At 44.9% G+C, this 15834-nt stretch carries 14 protein-coding genes; all 14 read right to left on the reverse strand.

The window, feature by feature from the left end; all coding sequences use genetic code 11:
- Positions 1–183: 183 nt before the first annotated feature.
- The 14 genes from NV381_RS05335 to NV381_RS05395 all read right to left on the reverse strand — a co-directional run bounded on the left by NV381_RS05335 (position 184) and on the right by NV381_RS05395 (position 15095).
- Complete coding sequence (locus tag NV381_RS05335; RefSeq protein ID WP_258212239.1) at positions 184–924, reverse strand: papain-like cysteine peptidase; 741 nt, start codon at positions 922–924, stop codon at positions 184–186.
- Between the two features lie 21 nt (positions 925–945).
- Positions 946–1383 carry a GNAT family N-acetyltransferase gene (locus tag NV381_RS05340; RefSeq protein ID WP_258212240.1) on the reverse strand — a complete coding sequence of 146 codons (438 nt, stop codon included), beginning with the start codon at positions 1381–1383 and terminating at the stop codon, positions 946–948.
- A gap of 92 nt (positions 1384–1475) precedes the next feature.
- Positions 1476–2534: a sialidase family protein gene (locus NV381_RS05345; RefSeq protein WP_258212241.1), complete on the reverse strand. Its 1059-nt coding sequence runs from the start codon at positions 2532–2534 to the stop codon at positions 1476–1478.
- 29 nt (positions 2535–2563) lie between these two features.
- On the reverse strand, positions 2564–4075 hold the full coding sequence (locus NV381_RS05350; protein ID WP_258212242.1) for an extracellular solute-binding protein: 1512 nt from the start codon (positions 4073–4075) through the stop codon (positions 2564–2566).
- Between the two features lie 58 nt (positions 4076–4133).
- Positions 4134–6305, reverse strand: coding sequence for an MGH1-like glycoside hydrolase domain-containing protein (locus NV381_RS05355; protein WP_258212243.1), 2172 nt, complete (start codon positions 6303–6305; stop codon positions 4134–4136).
- 61 nt (positions 6306–6366) lie between these two features.
- The gene (locus tag NV381_RS05360; RefSeq protein WP_258212244.1) at positions 6367–7449 is read right to left on the reverse strand and encodes a sialidase family protein; all 1083 of its coding nucleotides are present in this window, start codon (positions 7447–7449) and stop codon (positions 6367–6369) included.
- A 62-nt stretch (positions 7450–7511) separates the two neighbouring features.
- Entirely contained in the window at positions 7512–8387 is an 876-nt protein-coding gene (locus tag NV381_RS05365; RefSeq protein WP_258212245.1) for a carbohydrate ABC transporter permease, read from the reverse strand.
- Between the two features lie 12 nt (positions 8388–8399).
- Entirely contained in the window at positions 8400–9353 is a 954-nt protein-coding gene (locus NV381_RS05370) for an ABC transporter permease (protein WP_258212246.1), read from the reverse strand.
- 67 nt (positions 9354–9420) lie between these two features.
- A complete protein-coding gene (locus NV381_RS05375) occupies positions 9421–11016 on the reverse strand; it encodes an extracellular solute-binding protein (RefSeq protein ID WP_258212247.1) in 1596 nt (531 codons plus the stop codon).
- Positions 11017–11109: 93 nt separating this feature from the next.
- Positions 11110–12261, reverse strand: coding sequence for a sialidase family protein (locus NV381_RS05380; RefSeq protein WP_258212488.1), 1152 nt, complete (start codon positions 12259–12261; stop codon positions 11110–11112).
- 28 nt (positions 12262–12289) lie between these two features.
- On the reverse strand, positions 12290–13219 hold the full coding sequence (gene dapA / locus NV381_RS05385; RefSeq protein WP_258212248.1) for a 4-hydroxy-tetrahydrodipicolinate synthase: 930 nt from the start codon (positions 13217–13219) through the stop codon (positions 12290–12292).
- Positions 13220–13387: 168 nt separating this feature from the next.
- A complete protein-coding gene (locus NV381_RS05390) occupies positions 13388–14074 on the reverse strand; it encodes a GntR family transcriptional regulator (protein ID WP_258212249.1) in 687 nt (228 codons plus the stop codon).
- 219 nt (positions 14075–14293) lie between these two features.
- Positions 14294–14515: an ADP-ribosylglycohydrolase family protein gene (locus NV381_RS38395; protein ID WP_419182248.1), complete on the reverse strand. Its 222-nt coding sequence runs from the start codon at positions 14513–14515 to the stop codon at positions 14294–14296.
- Positions 14490–15095, reverse strand: a complete 606-nt coding sequence (locus NV381_RS05395) for an ADP-ribosylglycohydrolase family protein (RefSeq protein ID WP_258212250.1) — start codon at positions 15093–15095, stop codon at positions 14490–14492. Before NV381_RS05395 ends, NV381_RS38395 begins: the two co-directional genes overlap by 26 nt.
- Positions 15096–15834 lie beyond the last annotated feature (739 nt).

A 15834-nucleotide genomic window follows, 5' to 3' on the forward strand; every position in this document is an offset into this window, starting at 1 on the left:
CTTCCACCTTTCTATAATGAATTGTAAGTTCACTAACTTGCTATTGAATAGCGGTGAAATCCATAAATCAGCTTCATCCCTTATTTTACCATAAAAATCAGTGAGACATTACTTTTGCCATCCACAACAAAAAGAAACCCCAACTAGGATGAGTTAGGGGTTTTAGGAGCAGCGCTGGAAATTTTACAGTGTAAAGCCATTCATGACGCGGTTCCACGCATTGTCCGATCCTTTCCAATCATAGCCTTGGGGGACATTAACACAGCAGACATTGTCCAGCCCCCACTCCTCCTCATGCAGCTGACGAATAGGATGATTGTTTATGATCAGCAATCTGAATTTCCCGTACATTAATGTATTCAGCGCTCTCTTTAATTGCTGTGCTTCCTTCTCGCTCGTGTCGGTTCGGACAAATAGTACGGGTTTGTTTTGAATCGTGTACCGAAAGCGGTTGACACGCCGATCGACCTTCTCCTTAAAAGCTGGGTATGCATCCCACCAACGCCCTAAATATAAGGGAAAATCATGAAAAGAAACAACGTCGTATGCGTTATCTCTGACAACGAAACATTCCCTCGTCCTGTCAATAAGTTCGAGATTTTTGTATTCCATTAAACCTCTAAACTGATGGTTCAGCAGCTGAACTAAGCCGGGTACGGATTGAGAAGTAAACCAGTCGATCGGACCGGCGGATTGACGCAACCCAATTCTGTTCAACTGATAGGCCGCTTGGCAGGTGGATCCCAAACTCATATAAATCTTATAACGGCCTACACAGTCACTCCACTTCATAACGCTCACTCCCGGCAAACAAATAGTTGAGCCTGTACAGGTAATCACATGGCCCAGTGTTACTTTATTCCGGTGTGGCATATAAGGTGCGCTTAGATCGTAAAAAACTCCTTGATTATGAAGTAGCTCCATGGGAACATCCTATTGCTTATGCTATCCCAGTCTATTCATGTTTCTAATAAAATCAGGCGTTCTTCTCATCATCTTCTCTTGATCCAACTCAAAATCGTATTGTTTATATAATCCATGAGCATCTTTGGTTCCGAGTATTCCCGTTAAATCCTTTAGCTCTTCCGATTTAATGATGCTCTCTATTAATTTCTTTCCTATGCTTTGTCCTCTGTAAGCTTCGTCAATAAAAACATCACAAAGGTAGTACATGGTTGCACCATCTGTAACTACACGTGCAAATCCGACCTGCCTATTATTTATGTAAACTCCATAACAAATCGAATTCTCTATAGATATTCTAATTCGTTCCTTTGAACGTTTGTTCGCCCAATAACTTCTGGAAAGAAATTCAAATACGGTGTCTAAGTGCAAAAATGATTTGTCATTACTTATTACCAGATCTTCTTTTTCATTATCCATTTATATCCGCACCTTTAGTTTTTAAAGGACATAATATCAAGTCTAACTGAGAATTTCAATACTTTTATTTGAATTCTCAGCCAACTTGCTGCTTAACTGTGCTCACGAACCCAGTCTTCGTTCACACGCACATACCGCAGCCCTTTGCGTAAATATGTATAAGCTATATGGAGCTTGCCGTCACGTGATTGGATGATGGAAGGATAAGAGTAGCCGATTTCATTCTCTTTGTATTCGTCATCGGCTTCCTGCAGGTTAACCGAATAGGGCCATGTCACTCCCTCATCCTCTGAAATAGACAAGGTGAGTGGTGTGCGTACAGCCTTGCGCCTTTCTTGACCGTCTTTGACGACCATACGGTACTGGCCTCTTTCAAGGCTGGCGTCATTGTAAATCAGTGCAAGGTGTCCGTTCGCCAGCTTCACGACCTGGGTCGATGAGTTGTTGTTCGGCAGCTCGCTTGGCTGCGGTTCCGTCCAAGTGCGGCCATCGTTCTTGGAGACACTCGTATAAATCCGGTCTGCCAATCGGCTGCGGAACATCGTAAACAAACTGCTATCTCTCCTCTCAATAATGTTCATCTGTACCCCTTTTTCACTGGATGGAACTGTATGATCGCTCCAGCTGCTACCTTCATCGATCGACACCTTAACTGCGCTGTACTCCCCATCGTCCTTGCAGTAATAAATCGGAAGCACCCAAACCCCTGAGCTTGTTATTACGATCGGATGTCTTAGAAAAATCCCTTGTTCGTCAAACCAGATTTCAGGCTCACTCCATGTATTTCCTCTGTCTTCGGAAATGCGCCGCACGACCCGCGAGGTTTGCTGATTATGCGGTTCATTTGATGTATGCATCAACCACACTTGACCGTTAGGTGCCTGGAATAGAACTGGATTCTGCTCCGAGCGCTCCAGGTCGCTGGACAGCTCATCTGGCCTGCTCCACTCCGAACCGCCAAGTGGCAGCTTGGACAGCACGATATTGGTGTCCGGATTCCCTTCTCCGCTGCCGGAAAACCAGACACACAGCAGATCGCCGTTATCGAGCTCCAGTAAATTGGCGGCGTGGCTCGTTTCATAGAGATTGGGGAGAAATGCATCCTCCCTACCAGGGGCTATTGTGGTAATTTTGCCGTTAAACCTATCCATTGCGGTCGCCTCTTTCCTGAATGCTCCGATTATTTTTGCCCTGCTTTGGTGTACGCTGCTTTATATTCTTCCATCATTTTGTCTCCACCGTTTTTCTTCCACTTGTCTACCTCTGCTTGCCATCCCGCTTCATCGATCTTGCCCATAATGAATTTGGTCTGAGCATCCATAATTTGCAGCTCCAGCTCCTTGCCGCGTTCGTTGTAAGTAGATGACAGCAAGGTTAGCGCAGGGTTAGCCACCACATATTTTTCATTTTCCCTGGATACCTGCTGGTTTTTGACGCTTAACGGGGCATCCTTTGTCGGCTTCACATTATAACCTTCGCGATAAGGCAGATTGTCTCGGTAAGGCTTGACCTCCTTCTGATTGGCCTCGCGATCTAAGGGCTCCGTATACTCACCTTTATCCACGAAATGCCGCCCTTCAATACCACGCATCAATAGCGTCGCCATAGGCGGGTCCATCAGCTTGTCTACAAAGGAAAGCACCTGCTTCAGCTCGGCTTCCGATTTAATCGATGATTTCGAAAAAGCCAGAAATCCGTTATTACCGCTTTCTCCCGGTACACGAATGCCATTTGGTCCTTGTACAGAGGCTGCATCGACCACAGCGTCAGGAACATTTTTCACAAGCAGATCCTGCCAGTTCTGAGCGTTCCCTCCGGAAAATTTAATTCCAGCGCGTCCTGCATTGTATATTTTCTCGGTTTCCGTAGGATCGAGCACGGTAAAGTCCTGATTAATCAGCTTATCGGCATACATCCTTTTCATCAGCTTCATAGCTTCCAAAAATTGAGGAGTCATGAATTCTGGTGTAAAGCTGCCGTTTTCAACCTTCCATTTGTTCGGTCCACCGATACTGACAGAAAAGCGGGTCAGCGTGGATTCAGCTCCATCATTATATTTTTTATCGAAAATCATGCCGTAGGTATCGTTCTTGCCGTTTTTATCCGGATCATTCAGTGTAAAGGCTTGGGCCAATTTGTACCAGTCATCCATCGTTTTGGGAAGCTGGAGCCCTAGTGCATCCGTCCAGTCCTTGCGGTAATGAATGACAGCGCGTCCCAAGTCGCGGAACAGGGGAATCCCGTACACTTTTCCATCAACCGCTATATTGTCATAGTGCTGTTTGTTTTGAGCCGACAAATTTTTATAATCCTTCAAATACGGGCCAATTTCCCAAAAAACGCCGGATTGGATTGTGCTGATGATTGTCGGTACATATTTGACCCTGACTAACTTCGGAAGCTCTCCTGCGGCTATCATTACATTGATTTTGTCATCATAGGCGGAGCCTGGAATCCATTGTATCGTAATTTTGGAATTGGTGTACTTCTCCATGGCCGTTTCCACATCATTGCCCTTGGCCGGGACCTCCCCTACCTGGGAAAGAACTATGGAAATATCGGCAGGTTTGCTGGAGTCCACATTACTGTCTGAAGCGGCTGGAGGTTTGGAGGCCTCTCCCCCACACCCGGCCAATGCCCCCGTCAGCACCAATACCGCACTATAGGAAGCCCATACCTTCTGTTTATTCATCTGTAAGATCCCCCTAATTGTTATAGTAATTTAAAAAGTATTTTTACCCGTTGTTACTTTACTTTGTTACTTTCTCAAAGCTGTAAACCATTCTGGTCAGAGTATCGCTTTCCAAAGCCAGTTGTCCATCCACATAAATCCGATAGCCTGCCACTAGATCTATATTCGGGTCATCGCCCCTGTTATAGGTAATTGTCAGCTCATATCCAGCCGCACGAATGCCTTCCAACCGGAAATGAGACAATCCGATATCAATCGGGTCCAATACAAATCGGCTTTCTTCAACATTCAGACCTGCAATATGCTTGACAATCAGGTCGATATAATAGGAATGGTTGTAGTCAACCTCATCGCTCAAAGGCTCTCCGCTCTGGCTGCTGTAATGCTCCACCAGATAGGGAGCAGACAAATCCCGATTGCGGTAATGAAGCAGGGAATATTCACGGAACAGATGGCCGAAATCACGGTCCCACTTATGTCCGTTCCGTTTGCTCTCCAAAGCCATTGCATCCAGCACGATACTGTTTGTATAAGGCCATGTTGGCCCATCCCAAACGCATCCGTTGCGTCCTTTGAAATAATTACCTTGCCAGCTGCCCTCCGATTGGTAGACAGGGCAATCCGCGGATACTGAAGGAAATGGGCTCGGTGTCCCGAACTCCTCTTCATTGAGTGCGTGCAGCAGCCCATCGGCATGCTCTACATCCGTCAGCTGTGCCCAATAAGGATAAAATCCGACTACGTTCTTAACCCATGCCTTCTCATCCGTTAAATGATGCAAATCATAAAAAAACTGCGTTCCCCCATCCCACATTTTATGAAGGATATCCTGTCGGATTGTATCCGCCTGCTTATCGAACTCTTCCGCTTCTGTGTCATTTGCCGCCCGGCACAACCGTGCCACGCCGAGACAGTTCAAATAATGATAGACGGATCGGTCCACTCTTTTCAGTGGAGTAAATGTCGCCGGGTCTTTGCAATCCTTAGGGAAATTATGAAAGTACCAGTAGCTTGGCTGATATTCCTTCCCTGTTCGATTATGCGTGTATTCGATCAGCAAGCTGTCAGCTGCGCTACCCAGCTTGGCCGATTCTCCCCGGACTTGATCTTTGAGAGATGGCAGCATCTCCTTGAGCAGTTCTGGATCACGGTGCACCAAATAATCTTGATAAGCCGCCCAGCCCATAAAATTGGCGTAGGAATGAAGCGTTCTGTTGACAAACAAGCATTTATAAAAGCCTTCCTCATCCTGGCTCGCCTTCATGCTCCGCATAGCGCCTTGCGAGTAAACGGGATCGTTGTACCAGCGAGCTTCGAGTAAATGCATAGGAACGGTGAGAGGAATCATTTTGCTAAATTCCCACCCCTTCGGATCAAGCGGCAGTTTGCTCATTTTATGTGAACGTCCCTCGTAAAATAAGGGATGCTGTAGATTACCATACCGTGGATTAGCCAGAGTGTGGCGCATCACGAACCATCGATACAGCCAGGTCGTATCCAGCAGAGGTTCACTGCTCGCAAAAACTGGCGCATGCTCGAACCAGCGCTGGTAGGCCTGCTGCTGCCCGGCGAGCAGCGCTGCGCCGCTCTGATCCGGGTTTAGAACCGAGTCGAGCCGCTGCTCCAGCTCGGCCTGTGTTTCCGTCTCGAGCAATCCGAGCGCAACAGCCGTAATCAGCTCCGCGGATTCGCCCGGCTGCAGCGTCAGGCCCGTGAACAGCTCAGGCCGGTTGGTGCGAAGCGCCGCCTGCAGAGTGAAGCCATAGTGCGGGACGCTCAGGCTTCCGTTCAAGCCGGTGCCCATCGGTTCGCACCTGAACAGCACCGGCTCCGCAATCAGCCGAAGCACTATGGCTTGACCGCCTGTGTTTGTCCAGGTTTGGCAGGAGACCGCGCAATCCTCCCATGTTATATATTTGTATTCTTTGAGTTCTACTCGACTTGTGGCATACTCCATCGATAAATAGCTTGGATACCAGTTTATCTTGGACGGTTCATAGCTTGTCACTGCATCACATTCAACCGTAAATAGGGAAGGAATGTTTAGCTTATGTATAAAATCGATGGCCCCGCTAAAGCCAGGCTGCGGCCACAGGAAGTCGGCCCACAGCCTGGCTCCTGTAGAGCCTAGCAAGCAGGATTTGGGCAGCGTTCGCAGGCTGCGCTTCCCCCCTCCCAGAGCTTGATCGATATTGAACTGTGTGCTTGGGCCATATTTGATTTGCCTCATCAGGTCACGCCTCCCTTCTCAAGATCGCAATGTTTCAGATAGGCCTTGCACTATGCGCAGGTTAAACCTTCAGAATCGTCCCTGCTATATGACGGACACCCCCGCCGTTCATTTGAATCGGATCATCCTTGCTGTTGAAGTAGTAGGTGGCCAGAATCTCACCTTTACCCACTTCTGTGGCGCGAGGGTAACCGAGATCCCGATTGCCGCCATCATCACGCAGCATAAGCTCAGGCCCCCAGGTACGGCCGCCGTCCTCGCTAATTTTCGCACGGATACCATAGGCCGGAATGCGGTAGCCGTAGACGGCGAATATGCGCCCATCCTCCAGCAGCGTCAGATGCACCGTGTCTCCATGCTCGTTGATGCGCGAGCGCAGCTGCCACGTCAAGCCGCCATCCTCGGAAGCATACACTTCGCCCCAAGCCGCTTCCATCGAAGATTTGCACCGTACGCCGACAACAATGGTCCCATCCTTCAGCATGATCGGCGAAGGGCAAATGACGCGATATTCGTTGCTATCGGGCATATAGGAGAGCAGTGTCCAACGGACACCACCGTCGAATGATCCGTATACAACCGGACGGTCATAATTATTATGCTGCGGCTTAGCGGTCAGAAACAGCAGGATTACTCCGTCAGGGCGGACCAAATAAGAGGATCTGCCCTGGAATCTTGGAATATTGCAAAAAGGCAGCAGCACAGCAGGCCCCCAGGTTTGTCCGGCATCCTTCGACAGCTTCACCCAAGCCTTCGCGTCAGGGGCACCGGAGTTCGGCGTCGTCCAGCAGCAGAGCAGCGTATTCGGATCGCTGAAATCGTGGGGCTCGATAGTTGGCTCTTTACCGAACTGAAGCTGTTCGTTTACCTCCAAATTGTCGGCTACGGTCTCTGCCACTCCCCAGGTTCGGCCTCCATCTGTCGATCGTACTGCAGCAATTCGTCCGAAAAATTCTACACGGCGGTGCATCAAGTGCTTGGTATTCGTATAATCGCACGGCATATTCATAAAACCGACAAGGATATTGTTCTCTGAAATTTTCCACATTCCCGCATTAAAAGGCCATGAGCTGAATTCGTTATCATTTCTATATAACACAACATGTTCCATATCCTTAGGCGTTATCCAATTTTGTCTATTCATTCGTCTCTCTCCTCATTTTTCATAATGTTTTCCCGTTGTTTTTGAATACTTCCCTTAGAATCTTACCCCTTCAATGAGCCTAAAAGCATCCCTTTGGTAAAATATTTTTGGGCAAACGGATACACGAACAATATAGGGAAAATAGCTAAAAAAATCGTGGCCGCCTCAATATTATCAGGCAAAATTTGATGTCCATTAACCGTTAAATTTTCAAATGAGGTGCCTCCATCAGGCTTGATAATCAATCTGTACAATATCAACTGAATCGGATGCAGCGTACGGTCCTGCAAATAAATCAACGGTATCATAAAAGCGTTCCATATATGTACGGCATAAAAAACTCCGATAGTCGCTAGAACCGGTGTGGAGAGCGGAAAAAATATCCGTGTCAGCATCTGAAGCTCATTAGCTCCATCAATAAAGGCGGATTCCTCCAATTCACCGGGAATAGCGTCCAGGAACGAGCGGGTAATAATTAATAAAAAGGTGCTGATGGCCCCGGGCAAAATCATAATCCATCTGGAGTTGACCAAACCTAGCGTGTTATTTACAAGATAGCTCGGAATTAAGCCTGCTTCGAAAATCCAGGTAAATAGAAAAAGTAGCATAATGAAGTATCGGCCCTTCAGCCTTTTACGAGATAAAGCATACGCGGTGACGAACGTCAGCAGCACAGCCACCAACGTTCCTGAACCCGTATAAAAGATCGAATTAAACAAACCGAGGGAAATGCCTAATCTGGAGTTACCGAGAACATACTTGTAAGTCTCTACATTGAACCCGATTGGCCAAAAATAAACTTTGCCTGTTATAACCGCCAGTCCATCGCTTACCGATACCGCCAATATGTTCAAGAAGGGATACACGCAAATGATCGCCAGCAAAATCAGCAAACTATTATTCGTTGCTTCAAACATATCTATTTTTCGTTTCCGCAAAGATGTACCCTCCTAAAACAATCTCGATTCGGAATATTTTTTGGAAATTTTATTCGCGCTTACGACGAGCAGCATCGCCACAATGGACTGAAACAGGCCCACCGCCGCTCCGAAACTGTAATTCGGAAAGCCCTGTGATGCGAAGGCTTGACGGTAAACGAAGCTTTGAATCACATCGGCCGTTTCATAGACACTCGGATTGTACATCAGCAGCACCTTATCCAGATCAACCGACAGGAAGGAACCGATATTAAGGATAAACATGGTTACGATAATATTCGACAGCGATGGAAGTGTGATAAAAAACATCTTTTGCCATCGCGTTGCCCCATCGATCTCTGCTGCCTCGTATTGATGGGGATCAATGCCCGCAATGGCCGCCAAATAAATAATCGATCCGTAGCCAAATGAATGCCATACGTTCAAGCTGACATATAAACTCCGAAACCACCCCGCTTCCGCCATAAAAAACACCGGCTCTATCCCTATCCCATCCAACAGCCGGTTTACGAGACCTGTCTGTGGAGACAAAAACGTATACACAATACTGACAGTAACGGCCGAGGAAATGAAATAAGGGAAAAAGCTGAGCGACTGCGTGAACCGTTTGACCATCGCGCTGCGTACCTCATTTAAAAACAATGCAAAAACAATAGGAACAGGGAATCCGAAAACAAGGTTGTATATGGCTAACAACAGTGTGTTTTTCAGCAGCACCAAAAAGTAAGGATCCTGGATAAACACCTTGAAGTTTTCCAGTCCAACCCATGAGCTTCCCCTGATCCCCTGAAACGTGTTGTAGTCCTGGAACGCAATAACCAGCCCAAACAGCGGTGCCAGCTTAAAGATAAGAAGGTGCAGCAAGCCAGGCAGCAGCAGCAGATAAAGTAGCTTGGTATTCCATAGCTGCCTAAACCGGCGCTGACGAGCTGTATAAACAACAGTTTGGGTACGTTTAATCTCCATAGAAATTACCTCTGATTATTATAATTTTCCAAAAAGATAAGAGCGTTTTCATCTTCTGATGACGATACTATTTCTTTATCATAGTGTCATAAGCTTTTTGGTCGATTTCTACAATTTTTGAATAACCGAGAGTATCCATTTCTTTCAAGAACGCATCCCATTCCGCGATAGGCCGTTTTCCAGTTACAAATTTAACCAAATTCGCTTTTAACGCTTCATTCACCTTGGCCACCAAATTGCTTCTCTCTTTCAACTCATCGGTGGAGTATTTGATGATCGGGAAGGTTTCGGCATATTTATTGAAATAGTCGTTAGCATAGGATTTGGTTAAGCTGTGATTAAATTCGTAGAAGGCTTCATTATTGACCGGAATCGGGAACGTCAGTCGATCCTGGAAGAAGGTCCACGCCGGAGTACCGAGCGGTTTAGTCGATTCTTCCTCGAATTTGATCGTAAATTCATTTTTCCCATTCGGATTTTTCTTGAACGTCGTACCTTCTACACCCCATCCAACCAGTGTTTGTCCCTTGTCAGAATATAGGTAATCAAGAAATTTAATAATGCTCGGAGCCTTATCTGCAGATTTGGCGTTTATGACGAAAGCGCGGTCTACGCGAAACTCGGGAACGGTAGGGAATTTGGACTGTCCACCAGCATCGTTAAGGAACGGCGGCATCACTTTCATCGAGAAGTTGGGATCGGTTTTGGCTCCGCCATTTATCAAAAACCAAGACGGTCGGGTGTAAAAGTCGTGGCCGATTGCGACGTTGCCGTTGAGCACTTTAGTCTGCCATGCTTCCTCCGTGGACAAACCGCTGACCCATTCCGGATCGATCAATTTATCTTTGTATATTTCGATGTACCAATCTATCATTTTCTTGAAGCCAGCCGCTTTAAGATCGTAACCTTGCCCACCATTGTATACACCATGGACCTTGCCTTGACCGTCAATCAAATCGTTAGCACCGAATGCAGACTGAAATTTCACGAAATCTTCGCGGCCGCCGAACGGATAAAAATTTTTATTGTCCTTGTACGTATCTTTCAATTTGCGAAGAACTTCGGTAAACTCCTGAATTGTTTTCGGATCCGTAGTAATTCCCGCTTTTTTGAACATATCGTCACGATAAAAGGTAGTGTTAGAGATTTTTGGATATTGGGGAATAAATGCATACATTTTGCCATTGCTGCTAGTAACGAGCTTCGTATAATCTGGATGTGCATCCATGAATTTTTTGATGTTAGGGCCATATTGATCGATCAGCGGGCGCAGATCCACAAATGCTCCTTTGGAGCCGTAAACTTCGGCTTGGCTGAGCTGCATAATTCCCGCATCGGAAAAATCACCCGACCCCACTTTAAGGTCAATGTTTTTATAATAGGGGTCACCATCTCCGCCATTTATAAATTCAATATTGGCACCCGTTTCCTTTAACAATACTGGAATATGGTTCATATCCTTCATCCAATTCACGAATTTTCCAGGAAGCGTGTATGTAAATTTAGCCTGTGCCACTTGATCCACTGCTGGTTTGCTTGAATCCTTCGTTTCTCCCGGCTTATTTACGTCCGAGCTGCAGCCCGTAACACTTATCAATGCCCCAGTAATCGCAACATACATGATCTTATGAGAACCGCTTTTCCAATTGTTATTCAAACGCATTTGTGTATTCCCCCTCCAATATTTTCAAATTAACTAACATTATCGTGTCAAGCCGCTCGAACAGGAAACGCTTTCATCTCCGCAAAAAATACGTTATATATCCGTTCCTTTAACCCATGCTTCCGTAAAAACTACATGCTTTATACCCTCACGTCCACCATAAGCGAAAGCAGCGTGTAGCAACCCATCGTTGGTTTGTAAAATCCATGGATATTCATATTTACGATTCAATGATTCATTGTGTTCTCCGCTGAAACCATCACCCGTTTCTATAATTCGTCGGTAAGGCCATGTTAGTCCTTCATCTTCAGAGAGTGCAACCGTGACAGGGTATCTGACTTTGGGCCAGACCGTGAGATGCGGATCATCATTAGCGCTTGCATGATTGTAAATAACGGCTAATCGATTGCTCTGTAGACGAAAAGCTCGAATGGAAGCATTATTGTTCGGTAACACGGTGCGCTCGGGCTCGGTCCATGTGCAGCCGAAATCGGAGGATTTGCTAATGTAAATCCGATCGGCTGCACGGCTTCGGAACAAGGCCAGCATGTTGGCACCCTCCCCGGATAGCAGCGAAGCGTGAACACGCCCCCGGCTGTTAGGCACCGGAATTTCCTTCCAAGTCTTTCCTTGGTCCATGGACCGTTGAATGACACTGTAATCACTGCCATATTCGGTTTCACCGTCTGCACGGCTGTACCACATGGGGAATAGCCAGCTTCCATCTTTGGCAACATGAATGGGGGCCCTGCAAAACGAGCCTTCGGATTCAAACATTGTCTTAGCCGCTCCCCAAGTCCAGCCCCCGTCCAATGATTCGCGGCAGCGGATAACTGCTGTTTCCTGGCGTGTAAAAGTCCGATTCGGATATAGCTTCTTGAACTCTTCACGACTCATCGAAGCTGCTTCTTGTGCCGTATACTTGAGCAGCAGCTTGCCATCGGGCGCCAAGAACAGCACCGGATTTTGCTCCGATTTGGTATCATCATCGGATACTTTAACCGGTTCACTCCATTGAGTTTCTCCTGCTTTCAGCCTGGACATGACGATTTCTATGTCGCTTCGTCCTTCCTCCGTATGCCCGGCAAACCATACCACAAGCAGATCCCCATTACCGAGTTCCGCCATGCTGGGCGCATGATTGACACGGTAGGGTGTAGGAATGTAAGCCTCAGCCCCGCCGTTATAACGGGATCGGAGTGTACCGTCTTTGTCCACCCCTTGATTCACAAGCATCATTCTCATTGTCACGAGTGCTCCTCCTCATTTGTATTTAAGTTACTTTCTTTAATGGAATGGTGGCAGCATTAGAAATCAGTAATCCTTGCTTTTGGTAGCTATCCATTAAATGAGTAAGCTCAACTTGCTTCTCCGCGGTTAACGGACTAACCGGTAAGCGGCAGGGACCCGCAGGAAGTCCCGCCCAATTCATTGCCTCCTTTAAAACCGAAGGAAGTGTACCCCATTGAAATGCACTGCGGATTTCTCTCAATCCCCGCTGCATAGCTTCCGCTTCCTCAATCTTCCCTTGCTTCCAAAGATCATATATCGCAACGACCAATTCCGGAAAAAGATTGGCTGTAGCTGCAATTGCGCCTTTCCCGCCCGACATAAGTGTAGATAAAATTAACGAATCCGTGCCGGCCAGTACAGAGAAACCTTCATCGCTCTCCATCAAATAGTTCAAAATAGTATCAAAGCTGCCGCTGCTATCCTTAATACCTACAATGTTAGGGATTCGTGCCAGCTCGCCAACCGTCTTGGGATGCAGCGCATTGCCCGTTCGTCCAGGAATGTTATATAAAAGAATCGGAAGAGAAGTTTCATTTGCCAATGCCCGATAATAATCAGCCAGTTCCTTCTGACTGAAAGCAAGGAAATAAGGCGTAATAACAGACAATGCATCTACACCGATACTTTCCATCTCGCGGGCAAGGCGAATCGTCTCCGCTGTGCTGATACAGCCTGCACCTACATAAACGGGAATTTGCCCCCTTGTCTCTTCCACGATGATGGTCGCGATTCTCTTCTTTTCTTCATAGCTTAACGAGAAGAACTCGCCGTTTGTACCTAAACAAAATAATCCGTGAACACCCGCTTTGATGAAGCGCTTAACAAGCATGCGCAAAGCTTCTTCGTTGATTTCCTGTTGTTCATTAAACGGCGTAATCATCGCTGGTATAATGCCTTCGGCTTTAAACATCCAGCTGTTCACCTCCATTTTATATCGAATCGTTCATTGTTCCATGTTGTATGTTGTATACATCATTTAGTAAAAAAAAACTATTTCTGTGGCTAAAATAGCTTTCCTTCCTGTCCGTTTCGGACTTTAAACCGTACAACTATGACCTCACAAATCCACAATCTGGTATTAAATCGTTCCACCATTTTCTCGTATCCCTCTTAAGAGTCTCTCTTTAGAGTCTTCCAGATGCAATTGAATAACCTGCTTCATATCGCTGATTTGTCCGCCTTTTAGCGCGTCTACAATCTGTTGGTGCTGATCTTGTGCTACTTTGACCATTTCATCGGTAACAATAGATGATTTCATTGTAATATACCGATAATTCATCGTTCTTAAGTAAATATCAATATTGTTTTTATTTTGTCCAAGCTCCATAAATTCCAAATGAAACTCCAGATTAAAATCAGCCTTCAAATAATCGTCAATACGATTGGATTCAACCTTTTCGGCGGATAATCTTAAAATTTCCTCCATTCTAGATAGCCTATACTTGAGAGTATCCTTATTAACATCATTAAGTTTCTCGACTACCCAAAATTCCAGCATAAGCCGCGTATCCATAATATTCAGTACATCCTGCTCATTTATTGCAACAACGAATGTACCGACCTTGGAAATCGTTTTAACTAAACCTTCCATTTCAAGGCGATTTAGTGCATCCCTCACCGGAGTTCGGCTCACACCTAACTGGTCAGATAACTCTGGAATAGAAAGCTTATGGTTTGGATCAAATTTTCGGCGTATAATGCGTTCTTTTAAAAGTGTATAGGTTTTATCCCATAAATTGGATGTATCGATTTTCGGTAAACTCATTGGCATGCCACCTTTAATTCTCTTTGTTGTATACAACATATAACATATATTAGACGGTTAATATTTATAAGTCAATAACTTTATGGAAAAAATAACTACAAAATATTTTGTCCACAAACTAAAGCGCTCATTCACCCCAGTTTCTTTGCATTTTATAGCATGAATTAGGGGCACAGTGGACAAAAGATAGTATATGCTGGCTTGCCTTTCTTAATATTGCTACCCTCTTATCTCATATCTATCGTTAAATAATCCTATGATTTCTCTTTGTTTTGGATCTAATCTTATCATCACTTCAGAAACGATATCCTTAGGTATTTCCTTATAATAGGCTTGTGCAATCCCACCGGTTATACAAGCTATCGTGTCACTATCGCCACCAATTGAAATAGCCTTCCTAATTGCATCCTCAAAATCAGTGGATTCCAGGAAAGCAATTATTGCCTGTGGAACTGATCCCTGACAAGTTGGGTCTTATTTCATCTAATCGTTGATTTAAATTGTACTTGAACTTTCTTTGAATAAAATCTTTTATCTGTTGTTTTGACTTGTTATTTTTTGCTAAAAATACCGCACAAGCAGTGGCTTGCGCCGCCATTATACCATGTCTGTGATTATGAGTTACTATTGCCGATCTCTTAGACTCAATCAGCACTTCTTCTATGGTACTGCATGCAATTCCTATTGGACTTACTCTCATTGCTGATCCATTCCCGTAGCTCTTATATGGTTTGGCTTCCCTGTTATGGGCCCATTCTTCGAACTTCTGACCATACCCAACATTAGGATACCACTGAGCATACTGTCGTAAAAGATTCGCATACAGCTTCTTGCTCACATAATAATCAACCCATATATTGCTATGTTTTTTCCTTTTTAGAACAGCATCCGCAATGGCTACTGTTAATACAGTATCATCTGTAAATCTTGTGAATCTGCTGAATAATTCGAATTCAGTAGATTTGTTGTTATGCCATTCAAATACAGAACCGATTACATCTCCGATGATGGCTCCTAGCATACTTCACTCCTCCGAAAGGTTTTACTAAGATAAACTTTCATGTATATGTGAACAAACAAGGATAAAAGTCGTGTAGTGATCGGGTGACTGTGTTACAGCGTTGATGTTACCTTGATTTACTAAAAAAACACCTGTTATTTACTTAAAATAAGAAAATATCTTTAAAATCCATACAAAGGCCTTTATCAAATCACGAGAGTGATCATAGAACCATGCTATAAATAATATTGAAAGAATTCCCACGATAATAGAAACTAATAGGTTCAATCTTTTACTTGCCAGGATATTTATTGAAATTATTACCAAAAATATAAGTACATTAATAAAAGTTTCTATCCAATAATTCATGGTTTCACTCTCTTCTCAACACCTAGATGTAGCCGCCTCCATTTATTACAATCAATTAATCTTCTGATTCATAATATTCGATGCTTTTCTTTAGTATCCAATTGTTTTTTATTCATTTTCATTACTTAGACGCTGCGATTGCAGAATCTCCAAAATCCTCAGTATCAGCTGAAATGTATAGTAGTATTGTAAAAAAAATCTTCCTTACTTTAGGATTCGTTGATTATACAGTTATTCCGATTTCAGACGAATGTTTCTTCCGCCCTTAAAGCTATGTTGTATAACATTTGTCTATTCCCCAACCCTCATAGTTTACTGCTCTCATGAGACGCCTTCAAAAAGCTTATTCACCCTTTTCTGTACGTCTCCTACATACATTTTATTAGTTGAT

Origin of the sequence: Paenibacillus radicis (ex Xue et al. 2023), from assembly GCF_024722015.1 — a bacterium.
Taxonomy (GTDB): Bacteria; Bacillota; Bacilli; order Paenibacillales; family NBRC-103111; genus Paenibacillus_S.

Coding starts and splice junctions, on each gene's coding strand:
- NV381_RS05335 (WP_258212239.1), bottom strand. CDS start 924: ATGGAGCTACTTCATAATCAAGGAGTTTTTTACGATCTAAGCGCACCT.
- NV381_RS05340 (WP_258212240.1), bottom strand. CDS start 1,383: ATGGATAATGAAAAAGAAGATCTGGTAATAAGTAATGACAAATCATTT.
- NV381_RS05345 (WP_258212241.1), bottom strand. CDS start 2,534: ATGGATAGGTTTAACGGCAAAATTACCACAATAGCCCCTGGTAGGGAG.
- NV381_RS05350 (WP_258212242.1), bottom strand. CDS start 4,075: ATGAATAAACAGAAGGTATGGGCTTCCTATAGTGCGGTATTGGTGCTG.
- NV381_RS05355 (WP_258212243.1), bottom strand. CDS start 6,305: ATGAGGCAAATCAAATATGGCCCAAGCACACAGTTCAATATCGATCAA.
- NV381_RS05360 (WP_258212244.1), bottom strand. CDS start 7,449: ATGAATAGACAAAATTGGATAACGCCTAAGGATATGGAACATGTTGTG.
- NV381_RS05370 (WP_258212246.1), bottom strand. CDS start 9,353: ATGGAGATTAAACGTACCCAAACTGTTGTTTATACAGCTCGTCAGCGC.
- NV381_RS05375 (WP_258212247.1), bottom strand. CDS start 11,016: ATGCGTTTGAATAACAATTGGAAAAGCGGTTCTCATAAGATCATGTAT.
- NV381_RS05380 (WP_258212488.1), bottom strand. CDS start 12,261: ATGAGAATGATGCTTGTGAATCAAGGGGTGGACAAAGACGGTACACTC.
- dapA (WP_258212248.1), bottom strand. CDS start 13,219: ATGTTTAAAGCCGAAGGCATTATACCAGCGATGATTACGCCGTTTAAT.
- NV381_RS05390 (WP_258212249.1), bottom strand. CDS start 14,074: ATGAGTTTACCGAAAATCGATACATCCAATTTATGGGATAAAACCTAT.
- NV381_RS05395 (WP_258212250.1), bottom strand. CDS start 15,095: ATGCTAGGAGCCATCATCGGAGATGTAATCGGTTCTGTATTTGAATGG.